This window comes from Porticoccaceae bacterium LTM1, from assembly GCA_030252795.1.
Classification (GTDB): Bacteria; Pseudomonadota; Gammaproteobacteria; order Pseudomonadales; family Porticoccaceae; genus SCSIO-12696.
Genome location: CP127080.1, coordinates 3015748 through 3037268, shown reverse-complemented (window position 1 = coordinate 3037268; position 21521 = coordinate 3015748). Strand labels below are relative to the sequence as shown.

Genomic DNA, 21521 nt, shown 5'->3' with positions numbered 1-21521 from the left:
ATGTACAAGATTCGCACTTACAACCAGATTGCCGCTAAAGGTTTGGATGTTTTCCCGCGTGGAAAATATGAAATCGCCAGCGAGTTCATTAGCCCTGACGCCATTATGCTGCGCAGTCAATCGCTGCACGAAATTGAATTACCTGAAAGTGTCTGCGCCGTTGCCCGCTGTGGCGCCGGAGTAAATAACATCCCGGTGGCTGATTACAGTCAAAAAGGTGTGGTGGTCTTCAATACACCCGGTGCAAATGCCAATGCGGTGAAAGAATTGGTACTGGCCGGAATGCTGCTGGCGTCACGAGATATTGTCGGGGGCATGAACTACTCACAATCCCTGAAACATATTGACGACCACAAGGAGATGTCTCGCCAGGTAGAGGCCGCCAAGAAAAACTTTGCCGGTGGAGAGATTGCCGGTAAAACCCTTGGGGTAATAGGCCTGGGTGCCATTGGTTCCATGGTTGCCAATATGGCTATTGAGTTGGGTATGGATGTGGTTGGATTTGACCCGGCACTTTCCGTTGAGGCGGCCTGGAGCCTGTCCAGCCGTGTTGAGAGAATGGAAAATCTGCAAACCCTGTTGTCTCGCGCGGACTTTATTACTGTCCATGTGCCCGCCATCGATGCCACACGTCATTTACTGAATGCCGAGACACTGGCGTTCTGTAAACCGGGTGCTGTTCTTCTCAATTTTGCCCGTGAGTCTATTGTCGATCTGGATGGGCTGCTTGCAGGGTTGAAAGCAGGGCAGTTGAGTAAATACGTTGCGGATTTCCCCTCGCCGGAGTTGCTCGGTAATGAAAATATCCTGTTGATGCCGCACTTGGGTGCCAGTACCAGCGAGGCAGAGGAGAACTGTGCGGTGATGGCCGCGAACCAGCTGATCGACTTTCTCGAGAACGGCAACATTCGCAATTCCGTCAATTTCCCAAAAACCCGCATGGATCGAATGGGCGGTTATCGAATTACTATATGTAATGAGAACTTCTCTGGGGTGTTGGGGCACGTCCTGTCTCTGCTCGCTGATGCCAAAATCAATGTGATTGATATGGTCAATAAAAGCCGTGAGACTTTGGCTTATAACATCATCGATGTTGAGCAGCAGCCGGACAGTGATTTATTGAAGGCAATTGAATCTGTAGATGGCGTGGTAAGGGTTCGCTTGCTCTAGAGCCTGTTACCCTAAAGGATCGTTTGTGTAATAAGCCCGATAGCCGGCATGGCGTCGGGCTTATTTATTATTGGCGGTCGCCATCAGCTGGCATTCGAGCTCCAGTTCCTCTAAAGCCATGACGGCTTGTGACTGGCGATGGTTTTTCACAGATCTGTGCAGGCTGGTTACTTTCACCTCAAGCTCGGGCAATTTGAATACGCCAGCAATACCGAGAAGCTGATGTACCGGGTCTCTAGCCGCTTCAAGGTCCTCTATTTCACAGGCGTCCCTGATTAATTTCAGAAGGCGGTTAACTTCGTTGAAGAACGCATCAACGGGAATCTCGTCCCCCAGTTTCTCTTTTAACTCGGGCACGCTGGAACCGGGGCGGCAGTGCTGCAGAATCCGCTCAAGTAACAATTGCTCATCGACGGGTTTAAAGAGCAGATCGGTGATGCCGGCATCATCCAACGCCAGTCGCTCCTGCTGGAGCACGTCCGCAGTGATAGTAATGATTGGGGTATTGTTATTCAGGCCACTCTGTTGGCGAATTTCCCGAACCGTTTCAATACCACTTTTTTCCGGCATGTGGATGTCGATTAACAGAATATCAAAAGTCTGTAGATTACAGGCTGCGACGGCTTCACTGCCGTTTGAAACCAGGCTGCAATAAGCGCCTTCCCTGCTCAATAGTGTTTTGAGGAACTCCCGGGTAAACGGGTTGTCTTCGGCAATCAATACCTGAATTCCGCTGAGCAGTCGCTGGTCGTCTCCCTGAGGTTTGGGAGTGTCACCTTCTTTACAGATAAGCTGCTGCAAGCTTTGGTGCATAACTTCCTGAGATGCGGGCTTTTCCAGAACCCGAATATTTGTCGAACCGATAAATGTTTCTATCCAGGCACTTAACTCCGGACTCGGGCTTAAAACCAGAATAGGCGCATCGCAGCGATCCAAAATCGATTCCAGGTACTGGCAGTTAGCCTGGGTGGATTCATTACTGGGCAGGCCGAGTACCAGTGCATCGGGTTGCCGGTTACTGAGTTCATCAATGCTTTGTACTACTTCCAGCTCGCTAACATAGCGGCACAGGGAGTCGCTCATTGCTTGCCGGCTGAGTGGGTGTAGATCAAGAAGAGCTACCCTGGCGTCTATTAATGATGGGCCTTTCTCTACAGCAGTTACTGGCAGCGGGATATTGAGAAGGAATGTGGTACCAACCCCTTGCTGGCTTTCAAGTGAGATTGTTCCATCCATTAAATCCAGAAGGCTTTTGACGATTGCAAGGCCCAGTCCGGTGCCGCCAAATTTTCGAGTGATAGAGGTATCTGCCTGGGTAAACGCCTGGAAAAGGTTTTTTTGTTTCTCGCTCGGTATGCCAAGACCGGTGTCGCTGACCCGAATCTGGATCAAGCTGTAATGTTCATCTTTGTTAGTGGCACTGACAGCAACCCGAACATAGCCCTTTTCGGTAAATTTGACCGCATTGGATACCAGGTTGATCAGTATTTGGGACATTCGAAAGCTGTCTCCTACAACATTGATCGGCACTTCGGGAGCAATGTTGAGGATCAGCTCAAGGCCTTTTTCCCGTGCCGGCAAAGCCATTTGGGCTACAGACTGTTCCAGTACTTCGATCAGGTTGAAAGGAAAGGAGTCAATCTCAATGGCATTGGACTGCAAGCGGCTGATAGCGAGAATATCGTCAATCAGGTTGAGCAGCTGCGAGGATGAGTGATTGATGATGGAGGTGTAACTGCGCTCAGCAACGCCAAGTTCAGTATCCTGCAGCAATCGGGTAAACCCCTGAATGGCGGTAATGGGGGTGCGTAATTCATGGCTCATTCGAGCAAGAAAGTCGCTCTTTTCCCGGTTGGCGATCTCTGCGGCCTCCCGTGCCAGTTCCAACTGGCGGTTTTTGTCTCTTAAGTCTTCCAGCGTTTCTTCAAGCTGACTGGTGGCGTCGCGTACTTTCTGTTCAAGGTTGCGACGACCTTCAGCTACGGACTCGGCCATCTGGTTGATGCCTGTAGCCAGAGATGACAGCTCTTCGGTAGTTGAAGGCTGTGCGCGCACGGCCAGGTGACCATCCTTGAGCTTTTGTACCGTACTGGTCAGAGATTGTACCGGCTGTACGATACTGCGACCCAGATAGATTGAAAGTGCAATGGCCATCCCCAGACCCAACAAGGCAATACTGACGCCGGCGAGGAAAATGGTACTTTGTTGACGTTGATTCGCCTGGGCATCAAAAGTAGCCGCTACCCAACCTACTAATAGCTGTTCCGATGAGCTCTGGCTGTCGTAGTCATCCACTACAATCTCTTGCAGATAAACAGGTCGCAGCAAGTGCAGGAAGCGATCGGATTCCAGGAAGGAGCCTCCCTGAAGGGTGGCTATCACATTACCGGGAATATTGAACTTGGCCGAGGCTGCCACTAATTCGAGATCGATATTGAAATAGCCAACACCCATTAAATCGGGGAACTTGGCGATATTATTGGCCATATCCTGCAGCCGCTGTGTGTCGCCACCATAGAGTTCAACAACTGCTTTATCCCCGAGGTAATCAGTGCTGATTGTGCTCGATCGGACAAACTGCTCACGTAAATCCTGCTGCCGAGCAGACACAAGGTAGGCGGTCAGTATTAGGGTAATGAGTGTGAGCGGGATAACCGTTGCTATGACAAATTGCCAACGAATTTTTCGGAACAGTCGAAAGAAATTCCGGAAGCGGTTGGCTCTCATTGCTCTGCCCCGGATTCAGCCCTGTCTATGGCAGCTTTTAACTCCGAGTCACTTTCCAGCGAAATTCTCAAAGCCCTTGCAACATTTTGGTTGGTGCTCAATGAATACAACTTGGGGTATCTTGGTTTGCCCAAAGGAGCCTGGGTATTGTTCAGCCAGAGCTCAACAAATTGGCCGCTATCCTTGCCGATATCATCTGGTGTTGAATAGATTGAGGCCAAAGCCCCGGCATTGACATAGGCTCTTGAAAAAGCGATGACCGGAATGCGCTGGCGAATGCTCAGGTGGAGTAACCATTTCGCGGTTACTTTGTTCAGCTTGGCGCGGTCTGGTGTCACCAAAATCACATCGCTGTTTTCCACCATTGGTGATAATACTTTGACCGGATTACTTTCCTCATCAATGTTTGCAACATTGACCGTTAACTGGTGTTGCTTGCCAAGCGCATTGATTTCCGGAAGCAGCTGTTCGGAAACTGGCCCTACCACCGTTCCCAACTCGCGGGCGGTGGGAACAAGTTGACGAATCATAACCATGTAGCGGCTGACAGGCTGGTCCAGAAAGATGGCGCTTACCGTGCCGTCGTTTTGGCGCGTTGGATATTGTTCAATGAGGGAAATGTATGCGCTGCGAGGTAGAAATGTACAAAGTAATGGTGATGAGCCGGTTTGAGAAATAGCTTTCTGGCACGCGTTTACACCAACGGCAACCACCAGGTTCGTGCGTGAATTGATTGCAACTGGCTTATCATCGTCGCCCAGAACCTGTTTGATAATCCGGACATTGGCAGGAAGCTTGTCCAGATAGTTTGTAAATGCCTGGTAAACACCCTCGTAATGGCTGGCATCGGATGACAGGATCACTTCCACCTCCGGTATATCAGCACGCACAGGTGCAGATATCCAGAACATCACAAACAATATAAGCGCAGCAAGACGCCTGTGATTTTTGGGCTTTGTGAGCATTAACTTCCTGTTCAATCCGTCCGTGGTGGGAACCATTTTATTTTAGGGCATAAGTATAAAGTGAAAGGCTTATATAAACCATTGAGGGAGGATTGATATTAGCCTCATCAGGGTATCTCCAGTTCAAGTTTCAGGTAGTAGCCGGTTTCATATCGATTGTTTTGGTGAAAATCAGCGCTGGTGCTTCCGATATTTTGGGCGACGAGGGATAGCCGGTTGCCGGGGCTGCCAAAGGGGAGTTGATAGCTCAATTGCGCATCAACCCTGTAGTCTGAGTCAATGACATCACCACTGGATTTCCAAATCACTGAATCACGGTAGTGGAAAGTGGTGCTGGCACTTATGCCGTATTCGAAATCATGACTGAGCAGGAGGCTGGCGGTGTTGGCGGGCGTGTACCTGTCCAGAGTAACAGTAATGGCCGGATCAAAGGAGCCGGGGAAAGAACCTGTGAGACTGCTGTAAGCATATTGGGCCGCAACGAGGGTTTTGTCACTTGGCTGATAGCGAACCTGCAACTCAACCCCTTTAGTGGTGGAGCGAAACAGGTTGTCTGTGATGGCAATACGATCGTCGTTAAAGGCTGAGACAATTGACTGCTGATACTGCTCAAGGCCATCGCGAATTTTCTCCTTATAGACCCTGAGATCTACGGTCAGGCCCCTTCGAGGAAAGTTGCCAAACCAGCCCAATTCAAAGCTTGCCAGCTTCTCAGCGTCCAGAGAACTGTCCGCGCGACGCACGGCATTCAGCAAAACGCCATCCCGAACATCAACATTGTTTTCATTAGCTTCCAGCAAGGAGGGGGAGCGATTACCGCGAGCTACCCCTACACGCAGACTGTGATTAGGGGTAAGCAGGTAATTTACCGCCAACCGGGGAGAAAAAATGCTCTCAACGATGGGGTTGTGCTCAAACATGGCACCACCGTGAATAATCCACTGCGCATGAGGCTGCCATTCGGTGTTTGCAAACAGGCGGTAACTGGTCATATCCACCGACGATTCAGGTTCCAGAAGTGCTTCTGCCGAAATTGATTCACTTCTAATGCCTGTTCCCCAACTGGTGCGTACACTATCGGAAATCTGCCAATTGTGCTGGAGCTCGGCATCAATACGCTGCGAACTGATATCGCGAAAACCCATCTCAAAAGGACCATCCGAAATGCCCATTGCGGACAGAATTGCCTTTGCCGTAGAAATATCTATTCCAACCTCTGCAGCCAGCAGCTCTGATAAATCGCCAAGAGGTACCGTATTTTCACCCTCAAAGCCGTTGTGATAGAGGTGCAGTTGCAGTTCGTTGCCACTATTGAGAGTGCGTTGCCATTTCACTGACTGGAAAAAGCTGTCAAAGCGTGCCGGGCTGTATTCATCCGGGTGATCCGGGTCGCCAAAGCCAAAGCGGTTGCGGGTAAAGCCCAGTTCAATATCAAAACTGTCTTGTACATTGGGGGTGTAGCTGCCTCGAAAGCTGGATTGGAACAGTTCCAGACCGTCATCCATTGAACCATCAGGAACTGCCGGAAACCCGCTATTGTGTTGATAGCCGATCGAGAGCCGGTAATCCATGTCAGCAAGCTTGCCATTAATCCGGGTATTGAGATTGCGGGTATCCTTAGAGCCATACCAACTCTCAACGGCCATGCCCTGATCCTGAATTGGATTTCGTGTAATTATGTTGATCGCCCCTAAAAATGCGTTGGAACCAAAGCTTGGCGCATTGGTGCCCCGAATAATTTCGATATGATCTACGTCGGAGAGTGCGATTCCCAAACCAGTGCTCCAGTCCACACTGGAGAACAATGGCTGGTAAACCGACCTGCCATTTACCATCACTTCCAGATGGTTCGGAAATTCCCGGCCAATGCCGTGGTAGGCAATTCCATAACGGTTTCCGTTGACCGAGTAACTCTGAAAGCCGGGAACCAGACGGAACAGGTCAATCCAGTCTTTGGCGCCGGAAGCATTAATAAGCGCCCGATCAATAATGGTTACCGCCGCGGGAGTGGCGGCAAGCGATTGGGACATTCGGGCTGCCCCCATCACCGTTGGCAGCTCGGAAACTATGTCTTGTTCAGTAAGATAATCGTCAGTGGCACACGCCAGGGAGCAGATGAGACCTGCAGTAGTTGCGATGCTACAACGTATAGCCGCTACAAGGAGGTTGCATTGGCTCATAACAGTTCACTCCCGAGTTTCCCGGTTATTTTTAATTGCACTGCTTTATCGGTCCTGTTGACTGACCCTCATTGAATTGTAGAGGACAACTGTCTAAACCATAAATACTATTGCGCCGTGGCAACTCACCGTAGAATAGTGGCTACAGTTGTGATCGGTACCATTGAGGAGAAATTCATGAGCCTGGAGCATCAACGCAGGGAATACGCCTACGGCAAACTCACTAGGGAGAGTTTGGCGGATAGTCCATATGCGCAGTTTGATCATTGGATGAAGCAGGCAATTGAAGCCGAAATTACCGATCCTACAGCTATGTGTGTCGCCACAGCTGGTGCCGACGGCCGACTATGGCAGCGTATGGTGTTGCTGAAGGGGTTTGATGAGCAGGGATTTGTGTTTTACACCAACCTGGGAAGCCGCAAAGCACGGGATATAGCCAACAACCCCAATGTAAGCCTGCATTTCCCCTGGTTGGCTCTGGATCGTCAGGTGATTGTTTCGGGTAAAGCGGAGAAACTGAGCAAGGCTCAGGTGTTGAAATATTTTCTCAAGCGCCCTCGGGAAAGCCAGCTGGGTGCCTGGGCTTCCCAGCAAAGCAGTCGCATCAGCTCGCGACAGGTTCTGGAAGCCGAGTACGGGCGTATAAAAGCCAAGTTTTCAAAAGGCGAGATTCCGGTGCCCGATTTTTGGGGAGGCTTTCGAGTGATTCCCAATGAATTTGAGTTTTGGCAAGGCGGTGAGCATCGCCTTCACGACCGCTTCCAGTACCTGTTACAGGACGGCGAGTGGCAGATCGAAAGGCTGGCACCCTAGCTACCTAATACTTCAGTGTTTTCTCTGGTTTGAATAATTTCGCCCGCACGGTTTCACGATAGCGAGTCGGTGAAGTGTGGTAGTGGGCGGAAAACACCTTGCTGAATGCCCCGGTATCCTGATAGCCAACCCGTCCGGCTACTTCGGATACCGAGAGATTGGCTTTTTGGAGCAGTTCGCGGGCATTTTCCAGCCTGATTTCCTGCAGGTAGCTTAGCGGAGTCTTTCCCAATGCCGCTTTGAAGCGTCGGTTAAAGGTGCGCATACTCATTCCCAACTGGGCGGCGAGATCACTCATCCGTACCGGCTTGCCAAAATTGTCTTGCAGCCAGATCTGCGCTTGGGCCACCTGTTCGTCGGGGTGGTATTGCACCTGATCGGCAAAGTAGCCTACAGGTTCATTGAGGTTGCGAATTTCGTGGAAGAAGTTGCGCGAAACATGGGTGGCAATCACGCTGCCATAGAGGCGGTGAATCAGGTGAACCATCAACTCCCCCAGGGCATTGATGCTGGCCGCACAGTACAGGTTGCCGGCACGGGTCAGAAAATACTGGCGTTTGAGCTGCACTTGCGGATAGTCATGTTGGAACTGGTCGAAGTAATGCCAATGAGTGGTCGCGGGCTGATCATTCAGCAGGCCTGCTTCGGCCAGAAAGCAGCAGCCGGTGCCCACAGAAGAGATTAGCGCACCCTGTTCAGCCTGGCGTCTCAGCCAGGGTAAATACTCACGATATTTGCGCAGAGCAGGTCGAGGGTTGCGCCATTGGCCGGGTATATGTACCAAATCATATGCCTCATCATTCAGTGCTCTGTCTGCCTTGATTTCGATATTGGCAGAACTCCTGACCGGCGCGCCGTCGACACTCAGGGTCACAATCTGGATACGCCGTGCTGTACGGTCCTCTCCCCTTGCTGCAGCCTCTGCAGTTCGCAACATCTCAATCGGCATAGTGGCACTGGTGGAGAGCAACTTGTCGCACAGCAGAATGGCGACTTTGAATGGGGTGGTAGAGGTCATAGAGAAAGCTTCTGGTCAATTTGGTGGCTGATATGCCGCACTGTATGTCCAAAATGGCCTTTAATCAACCGGTCGCGGTGCCTACAATCGCAGGCAGTGATAATAGTGAGGTACAACATGACAGCGTTACCAGTAATCGTCGGCTTCGGCGGCATTAACTCTGCGGGCAGGGGATCATTTCACCAAGCCTATCGTCGCATGGTTCTGGAGTCTCTCCCCGAACAGGAGCAAACCAAAACTCTGGTGGGATTGGCCTGTTTGATGAAGCTGGTTCGCTGGGTTGACGATCACTATGAAGATTCTGAGGGCAATGCAGTCAATGAAGAACAGATTGCGGCCCGTTATCGCCAGCAGGTGCTGGATGGCACCCTGATTCGTCGCATCGAAGCCAATCATTTTGACCCGGATAATGTTCCCTGTAACAGTTTGCTGAAACTGGAAGCCACCGGGGAAGCGCTGAAGTTTATTACCCGTCGTCGCAGCTTGCCGCCAACCTTGCCGTCTGACTGGGTGGTGACTGAGCTGGAAGAAGGCAAGGTGCGAGTTGAAATTCAGGGCAGTGCCGAAGGCCTGGTACCCAATTTTCGCAGCATTCCGGTGAAATCGGCCGGTATTCTGCCCACCGGATTTGAGCCGGCAGAACTCTATAATTCCCGCTTCCAGCCCCGTGGTTTGCAGATGGCAATTTATGGTGCCTCCGACGCGGTACGCTCTATCGGGATTGATTGGCAGAAAATCACTGACTCCGTACACCCGGATGAGATAGGCGTATACGCCAGCAGTGCATTAGGCCAGTTGCATGAAGAAGGTTGGGGCGGTGTGATTTCCAACCGCTTCAAGGGTGGGCGTCCAAGCTCCAAACAGATTCCTATGGCTCTCAACAGCATGCCGGCGGATTTTTTAAACGCCTACGTGCTGGGCAGTGTCGGTCATACCGAATCGGTGGCCGGTGCCTGTGCCAGCTTCCTCTACAACCTGCGTGCAGCCGTAGATGACATTCGTCATGGGCGTCGTCGAGTGGCGGTGGTTGGCAACGCCGAATCACCGATGAACCCGGAAGTACTGGAAGGGTTTACCACCATGGGTGCACTGGCGACCGAAGAAGGTCTGGCGAAAATCGACGGTGTTGAAAATCCCGATCCGCGACGCACCAGCCGTCCATTTGGCGAGAACTGCGGATTTACCGCAGGCGAGTCTGCCCAGTACATCATTCTGATGGATGACGCTCTGGCCATTGAACTGGGCGCCGATGTCCACGGTTGTGTTCCGGATGTGTTTGTTAATGCTGACGGAGTGAAGAAGTCCATCTCCAGCCCCGGTGCCGGCAACTATGTCTCGGTCGCCAAGGCAGTAGCTGCCGCCCGCGCTATTCTCGGTGACGAGGCGGTACAAAAGCGCAGCTTTATCCAGGCTCACGGCTCCAGTACGCCTCAGAACCGGGTTACCGAATCCCATATTTTTGACCAGGTGGCCGCAGCATTTGATATCAAAGAGTGGCCAGTGGTGGCAGTAAAAGCCTATGTGGGTCACTCCATGGCTCCGGCCAGTGGCGACCAGATGCTCAACTCCCTGGGGATCTTTAAATACGGTCTGGTACCGGGCATTAAAACCATCGATAAGGTGGCTGATGATGTCTATGCGGATCATCTGAAAATTTCCAACACCGACATCAATGTAGGTGCGGGTGAGCTGGATGTGGCGTTTATTAATGCCAAAGGTTTTGGTGGCAATAACGCCACTGGCGTGGTTATGTCGCCGCAAGTGACCGAGAAAATGCTGGCCAAGCGTTACCCGAACCAGTACGCCGATTACTGTCATCGCCGCGAGGAAACTCGAGCCGCTGCCGCGCGCTATGAGCAGCAGGCAGATCACTGCGAGCTGGCACCGATCTATCGCTTTGGCGAAGGAATGATTAATGAGGCTGACATCAAAGTCACCAGCCAGTCAGTGGTAGTGCCGGGCTTTGCCCAGCCTGTGGAACTCACATTGGGCAATCCATTCGCAGATATGGTTTAAGTACCGCTGTCGCCCTGGGTGCAGCGAAGCAAAAGTTCATAACGCATTGGGCGCCGAAGGCGACAATCTCGTCTTTCGATTAAGTTTGAAATCCTTATCAACCCAGCCTCACTGCCCCATAGGTAGTGAGGCTCATCTTTAGCTCACTATACCGTTAGGGATAGAGAGGTTGCTTTCATCCGGGTTGAACAGTAGTTTGACGTCCTCACACGGCACTATGGTATGAAAAAGCCGTGAAAATCCTTGAATCTATGGGCTTTGAGCTATATAAAGCCGCGAGTTTTTGCCTGACTGGAGATTGTAGAGTTGACCAACAACCGCTCAACTGACTGGAATGCGGAGCAATCCGCAGAACTGTACCGAATTCGTGACTGGGGTGCGGGTTATTTTGATCTGTCCAGTGAGGGTGAAGTCACCATATCCGCCCCATGTGGAGACCAGCGGGCAACGGTCAAGCTGAACGATATTATTCGTGGTATTCGCGAGCGTGGTTACGACACGCCAGTACAGTTGCGCATTGAAAACCTCCTTGAGGATCGCATCACCCAGCTGAATGAATCGTTCGCCCGAGCGATAGCTGATAACGGCTACAACGCCCAGTACCGTGGTGTATTTCCTATCAAGGTCAATCAGCAGGCTTATGTGATTGAGCAGATTGCTCGTGTCGGTGAGCGCTATCACCATGGCCTTGAAGCTGGCAGTAAGCCGGAATTGATGATTGCCCTTGCAGAGACGCGTGGAACCGACAGCATTATTGTCTGTAATGGCTATAAGGATCGCGATTTTATTGATCTTGGTTTGCGCGCCAACCAGTTAGGTGTGCGCTGCTTTTTTGTGGCCGAGACCCTGGATGAAATTGCACTGATTATTGAGCGCAGTCGCAAGCTGGGTGTCGAGCCAAATATCGGCTTTCGCATCAAACTTTCTACCAAAGTGAAAGGCCACTGGGAGGCAGACTCCGGTGAGCGCAGTATTTTTGGCCTCAGTATTATTCAGGTAATGGAAGGGGTGAAACTGCTGAAGCGTGAGAACATGCTGCATTGCCTGAAGATGCTGCACTGCCATCTGGGTTCGCAATTACCGGATATCGACAATATCTGCGAAGGCGTTCGCGAAGCCTGCCGTTACTACACCGATCTGGTTGGCGAAGGTGCGCCAATGGGCTGGATGGATATGGGTGGCGGCCTGGCAGTGGATTATGACGGATCCAACAGCACCGGTGGTTACAGTAAAAACTACAGTGTTGATGAATACTGTCAGAGTATTGTTCGCACCACTCGCGAAATGCTCGATCCAGAGGGTATTGCCCATCCGATGCTGGTGACCGAATCGGGTCGCGCCACAGTGGCTTACAGCTCAATCCTGCTGTTTAACATTCTTGATGTCAGTCATTTTGATCCAATGGCACTGCCAGCGTCTTTACCGGATGATGTGCATTCGCAAGTCGCGGCCCTGTTTGTCTGTGCCGAGCGTCTCTCAGAAGAGAATATCGAGCAAAGCTACAGCAGCGCCATAGAGCTGCGTCAGCGTGTACGTGATCTGTTTGCCACAGGTGATATTCGTTTGGCGGAATTGGCTATGGCAGAAAATATCTATTACGGCCTGATGCAGCGCATTGCCGCGATGGCAGAAGGCCTTGAGGCTGATGGTAAAGAGATCAGTGAACATCTTGCCAATCTCCGCCAGGCCCGCGCCGACATCTATTACGGCAACTTCAGCCTGTTCCAGTCACTGCCAGACAACTGGGCACTGCAACAACTGTTCCCGGTTATGCCGTTGAGTCGGCTGGATGAAAAGCCCAATCGCGAAGCGGTGATTGCCGATATTACTTGTGACTGTGATGGCAAAATGGATCGCTTTATCGGCAGGGATGGTGGGCCAAGCAAAACCCTGCCTCTGCACGAGTTTAATCACGGTGACGACTATTGCATTGGTGTATTCCTGGTGGGGGCATATCAGGAAACGCTTGGTTCGCTACACAACCTGTTTGGTGACAATCACGCAATCAGCGTTCGCATTAATGCCGATGGCAGCTTTGACCTTGCTCACGAGATTGAGGCGGACGATGCCGATGAGGTATTGCGCACTGTGGAGTATGAGTCACTATATTTATTCAACAGTTTTAGAAATAGGGCTGAAAAAGCGGTGCAAGATGGTAGAATCGCGCCCGCAGACCGCCGCCAGATACTTGCAGACTACTCAAGGTGCCTGAGCGGTAATACTTACTTTGAGCGGTAGAGCTTGCAGGGACTGTTCATTTTCATTGGATAGCTACAATATCCAGTGAGTATGAGCAGTCCAATCTGTTTTCTTACCGCCCCATCCTGGAGAGAAAACAGACGATGGCAACAGTCCTCATTGTCGGCGCCGGCGGCGTCGGTGGTGTTGTAACCCACAAATGCGCACAACTTTCTGACACTTTCACTCGCATCGTGCTGGCCAGCCGCAACGAAGCGAAGTGCAAGGTCATCGCCCAGCAGGTCGCTGAAAAGACCGGTCGTCAAATCGAGACGGCTTCTGTTGATGCTGATAACGTACCCGAACTGGTATCGCTGATTCGCGAAGTTGAGCCGCAGTTGTTGATCAACGTTGCCCTTCCCTATCAGGATCTCACCATTATGGACGCCTGCCTCGAAACTGGCGTTCACTACCTGGATACTGCCAACTACGAGCCGCCAGAAGTGGCCAAGTTCGAGTACAAGTGGCAGTGGGCTTACCAGGAGCGCTTTGTTGCAGCCGGTATCACCGCGTTGCTGGGTTCCGGTTTTGACCCCGGCGTCACCAACGTGTTTACCGCTTACCTGGCCAAGCACTACTTTGACGAAATTCACCAGATCGACATCGTTGACGTCAACGGTGGCGACCACGGCTACAAGTTCGCCACCAACTTCAACCCGGAGCTGAACATTCGCGAGATCACCGCGGCATGTCGTCACTGGGAAGGCGGCGAGTTTGTTGAAACCAACGCGATGAGCCAGAAGCGCAGCTTCAGCTGTCCGGAGGGTGTTGGCACCTACAACATCTACCGCCTCTACCACGAGGAGATGGAGTCGCTGGTCAAACACATCCCGACCATCAAGAAAGCCCAGTTCTGGATGAGCTTTTCCGATAACTACCTGAAACACCTCGAAGTGTTCCAGAATATCGGTCTCACCAGCATTGAGCCGATGGACTACAACGGTCAACAGATTGTGCCGGTACAGTTCCTGAAAGCGCTGCTGCCGGACCCGGCCAGTCTTGGTCCGCGCACCAAAGGCCGCACCTGCATTGGTGTGATTGCACGCGGTATCAAGGATGGTGTGGAGAAGTGCTACTACATCTACAACATCTGCGACCACGAGCAGTGCTTCGCCGAAGTGAACTCCCAGGCGGTGTCCTACACCACCGGTGTTCCAGCCATGATCGGTGCCAAAATGATGCTGGAAGGCAAGTGGTCCGGCGCCGGCGTCTGGAACATGGAACAGATGGATCCGGATCCGTTTATGGAAGATCTCAACAAGTACGGCCTGCCATGGACTGTGGTTGAGTACGATCTGGAGCAGGCGAAAGCGCTGGACGCGTGATCTGATTGAGAGATGTGAGACGAGAGATGGGAGATGGAAACAGCGATCTCTCTTCGGCGTCTCTGCTCACTTCGTATCTGTCATCCTGAGCGCAGCGAAGGATCTCATAAGTTGATTTAGAAACAGAGATCCTTCGCTGCGCTCAGGATGACATGGAATGGATAGAGTATGATTAATTTCGACCCCACCCGCGTCCCCTCTCCCTGCTTCGTTGTCGATAAGGCCGCTATCGAAGCCAATCTGCAAATTCTCGATCGCGCTTAGAAGTGAGAAACAAATATGACAGGTTTAGTCCTGCCATGGCCCTTTGCTTTCTATCATTGAACCTTGGCCGGTAACTGCCAGCACAGGACGTCGTTTATCAATCGCTTTAATCCCCTCAATTGTTGGCAACAATGACAGAAAATACCCAGGTGTTATGCTCCAGAAAGTCGTTTCGGCCTCTATTTGAACGTAAATCACTTGTTCTGCTTCACAGTTAATTCGCAATGATGCTGACGGTTGAAATTGTGGTAACCGGTTGGGGGCAGTGGGGTGGAGTGGCAAGACATTCAAATGGTGTTCTCCCACGGCAAGAGAGAGTGAGAGATAGGTTCTCGGGTCAATGGTGCCGACCAATCTGGAGTTCAGGTCGACATCGGCATAACCTCCAAAAATATTTAGCTGGCAGCTGACTGTTGATGGGGCCTGCTGCAGTAGCTCTTGCTCTGCAACAATAATTTCTCCTAACTTGGGGCGGAGATTAGCCGCCTCCTCTTTACTTCCGGCAAAGGATTCGGCTGAGTAGTCACTCAGAACCGTATATCCGGATGCCATCGGCAATTGGCTTTGTAAAAGTGATGCTGGGTTTAACAATATGTGTTGTTGTTTTTGGCCCTGATCGTCAAAAATCACTACCAGCGCAGAGGCGTCATATCCAGCACCTGCTGCCCCGGAATACCCTGCGCCTACTATCCAGAAACTATCCAGACGCACATCATGATAGATCAGTATTTTTTCATCCAACCGAGTTGCTATAGGCTCTCCCAGTTGCAGTAACACCTTACGTCGACTGACCTCCGGGGTATCACTCAGCCAGCTCTCCTCGTCCTTCAGTGGATCTGTCCCGGGAATAGGAATATAAATACAACCGCTTAAAACCAGGCTCGCTATATAGACCAGAATTCGAAGTGTCATGGGTCATCCCCAGCGCCGATCAGGTTGTATTCACTCAAAAACCCCGATGGATCAAATAGCAGTACTAATTGATAGCTGTTCCAAATGGGGAATTGACCATAAGCTGGTTTGATTTTGTCGGTTGTTTGGTCGTATTGAATTCGATATATCCAGACTTCGTCGTTTTCATAAGTGGAGCTTGGCTGGCCCAGTCGTTGCAGCAAGTGAACTTTGGTGGTTTCCCCGACAGCGAGAAATGACAGCGATGCTGTGATTGAATCGTAGTCCTCAGAGGGGTTAACACTTGAGCAGCTCAACAGCACCGTACTGGTTAACAGATAAGCACACAGGATATTAAGCTGCTTCTTGGTGAGTGGCATGATGTGTTCCTTGAATAGTCATATCGTCAGCCCTGAGAACTAGTATAGAAATAGAGTATCGTTTGTGGTTGCCGTGAAATTACCGGCTTGGCTGCAAAAACAGGTACTTGACGGATAATCTGCTGGTAGAATGCCCAAGCTTTCTGTCGCGAGAAACTCTTTTGCTCAAAGGTGTTTGCTCAAATAGGTAGAGGTCATATAACTGCTTTGTTTACAGAATAGAGTTTCATTTTAATTTATCGAGTTGAAATTGGATGAGCCACGAATTCGACCCCACCCGCGTCCCCTCTCCCTGCTTCGTTGTCGATAAGGCCGCTATCGAAGCCAATCTGCAAATTCTCGATCGCGTTCAGAAAGAGAGCGGTGCGAAAATCCTGTTGGCACTGAAGGCGTTCTCCATGTGGAGTTTGGCGCCGCTGGTGACCAAGTACCTGCACGGCACCTGTGCCAGTGGCATTATCGAAGCGCGCCTCGGACGAGAGGAGTACGGTAAGGAAGTACACACTTTCTCGGCGGCTTACAAAGAAGACGACCTGAAAGAGATTCTGCAGATTTCCGATCACGTGGTGTTTAACTCGTTTAGCCAATGGCAACGTTTTCAACCGCTGATTCAGGCCGCCAAGACCGAGCGTCCGCACATGGAGTTTGGTATGCGGGTCAACCCCGAGCACTCCGAGGGGGCTACCGAAATTTACGACCCCTGCGCCAAGTTTTCGCGACTGGGTATTCCACAGTCTCAGTTTGACGAAACCCAGCTCGACGGTATCAGCGGCATTCACTTCCACACTCTCTGTGAGCAGGATTTCCCGCCGCTTCAGCGCACTCTTGATGTGGTGGAAGAGAAGTGGGGTCACCTGCTGCACCGCATGAAGTGGGTCAACTTTGGCGGTGGTCACCACATCACCCGCCCCGGTTATCAAGTGGATGACCTGATCGCCCGCATCAAGGCCTTTGCTGCCAAGTACGATGTGCAGGTGTATCTGGAGCCCGGTGAAGCCACTGCTTATCAGGCAGGAGTGATGGTGGCCGAGGTGCTGGACCTGACCTGGAACGGCATGAACCTGGCGATCCTCGACACCTCCGCGACCTGCCATATGCCGGACGTGATCGAAATGCCCTACCGTCCGGTGATTACTGGCTCAGGTATGCCCGATGAGTATGAGCATAACTATCGCCTCGGCGGTATGACCTGTTTAGCCGGCGATGTGATTGCCGACTACAGCTTTGCTGAGCCTCTAAAAGTGGGCGACCGACTGGTTTTTGAGGATATGGCGTACTACACCATGGTCAAAACCACTACTTTTAACGGTATTCGCCTGCCCGCCATTGCGATCTGGGATTCGCGGGATGATTCGTTGGAGGTGGTAAGAGAGTTTGGGTACGAGGATTTTAAGACCCGGCTTTCGTAGAGCCTGATTGTGAGATGGGAGACGGCGAAGCTGGATCTGTAGTTTCGTCTCCCATCTCTCTTCTCTCATCTCCCAAAAAGCTGAAACAACCAGATACAAACGATAGAGAAAATCGAATGGACGAATTTGATACTGATTACCCGATCTTCCTGGGCTCTGAAATTGAGCAGCCGAAACCGGAAGAGGCTCGTTTCCACATTATTCCGGTGCCGTTTGAACGCACTGTCTCTTACGGTGGTGGCACTCGACTGGGGCCGTCATCCATTCTCAAGGCCAGCTGGCAGTTGGAGAAGTGGGACGGCAAGAGCAACCCCTGCGAAGAGGGTATCTACACTCGTGAGCCGGTGGATTGTTCCGCTGATCCGGACACTGTTGTGGAGCGTATCTCCGAGGCAACTCAAGAAGTGGTCAAGCTCGGCAAAATGCCGGTGGGCCTGGGTGGTGAGCACACGATTACTTTTGGCCATATCAAGGGCTTGATCGAAGCGGGTATCACAGATATCGGCGTAGTCCAGATCGATGCTCACGCCGACCTTCGCGATGCCTACGAAGGCGATCCGTACTCTCACGCGTCAGTGATGAGACGTGTGGTCAATCTTGGTGTGCCGTTGTTCCAGCTTGGCATTCGCGCCTACTGCGAAGAAGAAATGGAAGCGCGCAAGGAGTATGGCGTCCACCATCTCGATGGCGAGGATCTGGTGCCGGACAATATCTGTGAAATTACCCTGCCGGACGATTTTCCCGAGCACGTATTTTTCACCGTTGATGTCGATGGCATCGACCCGTCTGTATTTCCGTCTACCGGTACTCCGGTACCGGGTGGACTGAGCTGGTACCAGACTCTGAAACTGTTTGAGTCGGTGGCCAAACAACGCAAGATCGTCGGCTTTGACGTGATGGAATTTGCCCCGATCGAGGGCTTCCACGCTTATGACTTTGCTGCATCGCTGCTGACCTACAAGCTGATGGGCATTGTGCAACGCACGCAAAAATAATCTGCAAATGTCATCCTGAGCACAGCTCAGGATGACGCACTAATGATTACAACCAACCTGGAGGGGAAACCATGAAAAAACTGATTACCGCACTGGCACTCAGTGCCGCTGTGGCGAGCCCGGCCTTTGCCGCCGAAGGCATGTGGCGCCCGGGTCAGCTGCCAAAAATATCCGAGTTGCTGAAAACCGAAGGTTTGGAAATTCAAGCCGAGAGCCTGGCCAGCCTGACCGAGTATCCCTTGAATGCCGTTGTGCAATTGGGTCGCTACTGCACTGCATCCTTTGTCTCTCCTAAAGGTTTGCTGGTTACCAACCATCACTGTGCCTATGGTGGTATCCAATACAACTCAAATGAAAAGAACAACCTGATCTCGACCGGCTTCCTTGCCAAGCGCCTGAAGCAGGAATTGCCAATGCCTCCCGGCACCAGCATCTTCGTAACCGAGCAGATTGACGATGTTACCCAGGCAATGGTGGGTGGTCTCGAGCAGGTCAGTGGACTTGAGCGCTACGAAGCGTTGAAAAATCGTGAAAAAGCCCTGATTGCCGAGTGTGAAACCGAAGGCTATCGCTGCACAGTGAACTCCTTCTTCGGCGGTGCAGAATACCTGCTGATCAAGACCCTGGAAATTCGTGATATTCGTCTGGTACATGCGCCATCCGATACTGTTGGTAAATACGGCGGTGATATCGATAACTGGATGTGGCCACGTCACACCGGCGATTACTCGTACCTGCGTGCCTATGTTGGCAAGGATGGCAAGCCAGCAGATTTTTCGAAAAAGAATGTTCCCTACCAACCAAAATCTTACCTGAAGACAGCGAGCAAACCGCTGCAAGCAGAAGACTATGTCATGGTGGCTGGATACCCGGGCCGTACCAATCGCTACCGTCGCCTGGTTGAAGTTGAGCACAGCTTTGGCTGGAGCTACCCGACCATGCACAAGCACTACTCGGATGTGCTGGATATCATTGCCAGCGTTACCAAAGAGAATCCGGATGCGGCGATCAAATATGCCAGCACCGTGGCCAGCACCAATAACCGGGTGAAAAACTATCTCGGCCAGATGGAAGGGGCAGAAAAAGTTGGCCTGGTTGAACTTCGCAAACAATCGGAAGCCGAGTTGAACCAGTGGATTGCTGCGGACAGCGATCGCACGGCCAAATACGCGGCGGCCATTGGGCAACTGGATCAATTGTTGAAAGAAGAAAATGCCACTGCTGCTCGCGACCTGTATTACGGTCGTGGCAAAAGTGCACTGTTGTCGGCTGCAAGCAAGCTGTACCGTCTGGCCAAAGAGAATGAAAAGCCGGATGCCGAGCGTGAAAGCGGTTACCAGAAGCGCGACATGGGTGGCTTCAAGGGTGGTATCGCCCAGCTGGATCGTCGCTTTGATGCTGAAGTCGACAAGGCACTGTGGAAATACTGGCTCGGCTATTACAGCCAACTACCGGTTGAACAACACGCCCCGGCTCTGGATGCGATCATCGACGATATCGACAGCCTGTACACCAACACCAAGCTGACCGACAGCGATACTCGCATGGCGTGGATTGGCAAAACACCGGCTGACTTTGAAGCGAGCAGCGATCCATTTATCAAGCTGGCAGTGGCACTGTACGACTACGATATGCAGCTCGAAAAAGAGGCTAAAACCCAATCCGGTGAGCTACAGCCACTGCGCGCAGCTTACATGGCGGCATTGATTGCCAAAGCGGAGTCGGAAGGCTCGGTAGTTTACCCGGATGCCAACTCGACCCTGCGTGTAACCTACGGCAAGGTGACTGGAGCAGAAGTAAAAGACGGCCTGGCCTACACCCCGTTTACTAGCCTGCGAGGCCTGCAGCAGAAAGAGACCGGCGAGTGGCCATTCAACTCTCCGCAAAAGCTGCTGAAGACCATCGAGGCGGCGGATTATGGCGACTACTACGAAAAGTCCATCGACAGTGTACCGGTTAACTACCTGACCACACTGGACACCACTGGAGGAAACTCCGGCTCAGCAACCCTGAACAGCCGTGGTGAGCTGGTTGGCTTGATCTTTGACGGTACGTTTGAGTCGGTAAACTCAGACTGGTATTTCGATGAGACCACCACCCGCTCCATTCACGTCGACAACCGCTACATGTTCTGGGTGATGGAGAAAATAGACGGTGCCATTAACCTGTTGAAAGAGATGGGTGTGAAGTAACCATTGCTATTCAGTATGAGTTGGCAGTGAACAGGTTGAAGCTGCCGGCTGGTGTGGAATAGATATGAACAGGGCACAGCTTGTTGTGGCACGTAAAATCGCCACAACAAGCTGTGCCTTTTTTTATATTCAGATTTCCTCGCGTGACCATATCAGGCATTTCGAGTCCGGCAAAAATCAGATACCGCTTGATTTCAGAACGGTCATTCTGTTAAGGTGCCCCGCTATGGCTAGAACACGTGAATTTAATCCTAAGGAAGTTATCGAGAAAGCTGTCTACCTGTTTTGGGAGAAGGGCTACACCGATACGTCTATGGATGACCTGGTAAAGTGCACCGGGGTCAGCCGGTATGGTATCTACGGTGAATTTGGTAACAAACGAGAGTTGTTCCTTGCTGCGTTGGAACACTTTCAAGAGAAGTTTACCAGGGAATTGATTCAGGATTTGTCGCACCCGGATGCAGGAGTTGTTGAGCTGCGTGCCTATTTCCAGAGGTTGCAGGAACATGGCAAGACACCGGAGTCACAAATGGGTTGCTTTATGTGCAATACCGCAGTGGAGCTATCCAATGTCGACGAAGAGATTGGTCAACGAATCCGGGAGTTGTTTGAGAAGTTACGCCAAGTCTTTCTTCGTGCGCTAAAGAATGCCCAAAGAGAGGGGGATATCGACTCTCAAATGGATCTGGATGAGTACGCCAGTTATCTGTTGGGTATCCAGTTGGGTATGGCCATGGTGGCGCGCTCGGGAATTCCCGAGCAAAGGATGAAGCAATACTTTGATGTAGCCTTGCAGGCGATCAACTAATTGATGGTGAAACTATGGCGCTCGGAAGCGCTTTTTTATCGCCATTATCAGAATGCTCATTCTGCAAAGAGGCCACCTCAAGCTGAAACACGGCATGGAAGCAGCTAAAAAATTTATATAAATCAGAATG

Annotated in this window: 15 protein-coding genes; 9 read left to right on the top strand and 6 right to left on the bottom strand. The window is 51.5% G+C overall.

From position 1 onward, the window contains the following. On the top strand, positions 1-1170 hold the full coding sequence (locus tag QP938_13155; GenBank protein WIO74231.1) for a phosphoglycerate dehydrogenase: 1170 nt from the start codon (positions 1-3) through the stop codon (positions 1168-1170). A gap of 60 nt (positions 1171-1230) precedes the next feature. Here the strand turns inward: QP938_13155 and QP938_13150 are convergent, their stop codons facing one another. The 3 genes from QP938_13150 to QP938_13140 form a co-directional block, all read right to left on the bottom strand. Next, positions 1231-3897, bottom strand: a complete 2667-nt coding sequence (locus QP938_13150) for an ATP-binding protein (protein ID WIO74230.1) — start codon at positions 3895-3897, stop codon at positions 1231-1233. Then, the gene (locus tag QP938_13145) at positions 3894-4862 is read right to left on the bottom strand and encodes an ABC transporter substrate binding protein (GenBank protein ID WIO74229.1); all 969 of its coding nucleotides are present in this window, start codon (positions 4860-4862) and stop codon (positions 3894-3896) included. Before QP938_13145 ends, QP938_13150 begins: the two co-directional genes overlap by 4 nt. Before the next feature lie 107 nt (positions 4863-4969). After that, positions 4970-6892, bottom strand: coding sequence for a TonB-dependent receptor (locus QP938_13140; GenBank protein ID WIO74228.1), 1923 nt, complete (start codon positions 6890-6892; stop codon positions 4970-4972). A 327-nt stretch (positions 6893-7219) separates the two neighbouring features. On the opposite strand from QP938_13140, the gene pdxH reads away from it, so the two are divergent. After that, complete coding sequence (pdxH, locus tag QP938_13135; protein WIO74227.1) at positions 7220-7855, top strand: pyridoxamine 5'-phosphate oxidase; 636 nt, start codon at positions 7220-7222, stop codon at positions 7853-7855. A 4-nt stretch (positions 7856-7859) separates the two neighbouring features. Here the strand turns inward: pdxH and QP938_13130 are convergent, their stop codons facing one another. After that, positions 7860-8873, bottom strand: a complete 1014-nt coding sequence (locus tag QP938_13130) for a helix-turn-helix domain-containing protein (protein ID WIO74226.1) — start codon at positions 8871-8873, stop codon at positions 7860-7862. 117 nt (positions 8874-8990) lie between these two features. Between QP938_13130 and QP938_13125 the strand changes: the two genes are divergently transcribed. From QP938_13125 to QP938_13115, 3 genes are all read left to right on the top strand, one after another. After that, a complete protein-coding gene (locus QP938_13125; protein WIO74225.1) occupies positions 8991-10889 on the top strand; it encodes a beta-ketoacyl synthase N-terminal-like domain-containing protein in 1899 nt (632 codons plus the stop codon). 306 nt (positions 10890-11195) lie between these two features. Beyond that, the gene (gene speA / locus QP938_13120) at positions 11196-13127 is read left to right on the top strand and encodes a biosynthetic arginine decarboxylase (protein ID WIO74224.1); all 1932 of its coding nucleotides are present in this window, start codon (positions 11196-11198) and stop codon (positions 13125-13127) included. A gap of 104 nt (positions 13128-13231) precedes the next feature. Beyond that, positions 13232-14452: a saccharopine dehydrogenase family protein gene (locus tag QP938_13115; GenBank protein WIO74223.1), complete on the top strand. Its 1221-nt coding sequence runs from the start codon at positions 13232-13234 to the stop codon at positions 14450-14452. Positions 14453-14740: 288 nt separating this feature from the next. Here the strand turns inward: QP938_13115 and QP938_13110 are convergent, their stop codons facing one another. After that, entirely contained in the window at positions 14741-15628 is an 888-nt protein-coding gene (locus QP938_13110; protein WIO74222.1) for a hypothetical protein, read from the bottom strand. Then, positions 15625-15987 (bottom strand): hypothetical protein, encoded by a 363-nt coding sequence (locus QP938_13105; protein ID WIO74221.1) that lies wholly within the window; start codon positions 15985-15987, stop codon positions 15625-15627. The genes QP938_13110 and QP938_13105 overlap by 4 nt, the downstream gene beginning before the upstream one ends. A gap of 254 nt (positions 15988-16241) precedes the next feature. Here QP938_13105 and nspC point away from each other — a divergent pair, with 254 nt between their 5' ends. The 4 genes from nspC to QP938_13085 all read left to right on the top strand — a co-directional run bounded on the left by nspC (position 16242) and on the right by QP938_13085 (position 21391). Beyond that, the gene (nspC, locus tag QP938_13100; protein ID WIO74220.1) at positions 16242-17396 is read left to right on the top strand and encodes a carboxynorspermidine decarboxylase; all 1155 of its coding nucleotides are present in this window, start codon (positions 16242-16244) and stop codon (positions 17394-17396) included. 116 nt (positions 17397-17512) lie between these two features. Beyond that, a complete protein-coding gene (gene speB, locus QP938_13095) occupies positions 17513-18391 on the top strand; it encodes an agmatinase (protein ID WIO74219.1) in 879 nt (292 codons plus the stop codon). A 71-nt stretch (positions 18392-18462) separates the two neighbouring features. Further along, complete coding sequence (locus tag QP938_13090; GenBank protein WIO74218.1) at positions 18463-20583, top strand: S46 family peptidase; 2121 nt, start codon at positions 18463-18465, stop codon at positions 20581-20583. Between the two features lie 226 nt (positions 20584-20809). Next, positions 20810-21391, top strand: a complete 582-nt coding sequence (locus QP938_13085; protein ID WIO74217.1) for a TetR/AcrR family transcriptional regulator — start codon at positions 20810-20812, stop codon at positions 21389-21391. Positions 21392-21521 lie beyond the last annotated feature (130 nt).

What these genes read in the sequence shown, in the direction of transcription:
- QP938_13115 (WIO74223.1), top strand. Translation starts at nt 13,232, where the DNA reads ATGGCAACAGTCCTCATTGTCGGCGCCGGCGGCGTCGGTGGTGTTGTA.
- QP938_13145 (WIO74229.1), bottom strand. Translation starts at nt 4,862, where the DNA reads ATGCTCACAAAGCCCAAAAATCACAGGCGTCTTGCTGCGCTTATATTG.
- QP938_13105 (WIO74221.1), bottom strand. Translation starts at nt 15,987, where the DNA reads ATGCCACTCACCAAGAAGCAGCTTAATATCCTGTGTGCTTATCTGTTA.
- QP938_13125 (WIO74225.1), top strand. Translation starts at nt 8,991, where the DNA reads ATGACAGCGTTACCAGTAATCGTCGGCTTCGGCGGCATTAACTCTGCG.
- QP938_13130 (WIO74226.1), bottom strand. Translation starts at nt 8,873, where the DNA reads ATGACCTCTACCACCCCATTCAAAGTCGCCATTCTGCTGTGCGACAAG.
- pdxH (WIO74227.1), top strand. Translation starts at nt 7,220, where the DNA reads ATGAGCCTGGAGCATCAACGCAGGGAATACGCCTACGGCAAACTCACT.
- nspC (WIO74220.1), top strand. Translation starts at nt 16,242, where the DNA reads ATGAGCCACGAATTCGACCCCACCCGCGTCCCCTCTCCCTGCTTCGTT.
- speB (WIO74219.1), top strand. Translation starts at nt 17,513, where the DNA reads ATGGACGAATTTGATACTGATTACCCGATCTTCCTGGGCTCTGAAATT.
- QP938_13155 (WIO74231.1), top strand. Translation starts at nt 1, where the DNA reads ATGTACAAGATTCGCACTTACAACCAGATTGCCGCTAAAGGTTTGGAT.
- QP938_13090 (WIO74218.1), top strand. Translation starts at nt 18,463, where the DNA reads ATGAAAAAACTGATTACCGCACTGGCACTCAGTGCCGCTGTGGCGAGC.
- QP938_13085 (WIO74217.1), top strand. Translation starts at nt 20,810, where the DNA reads ATGGCTAGAACACGTGAATTTAATCCTAAGGAAGTTATCGAGAAAGCT.
- QP938_13140 (WIO74228.1), bottom strand. Translation starts at nt 6,892, where the DNA reads ATGTCCCAATCGCTTGCCGCCACTCCCGCGGCGGTAACCATTATTGAT.
- QP938_13150 (WIO74230.1), bottom strand. Translation starts at nt 3,897, where the DNA reads ATGAGAGCCAACCGCTTCCGGAATTTCTTTCGACTGTTCCGAAAAATT.
- QP938_13110 (WIO74222.1), bottom strand. Translation starts at nt 15,628, where the DNA reads ATGACACTTCGAATTCTGGTCTATATAGCGAGCCTGGTTTTAAGCGGT.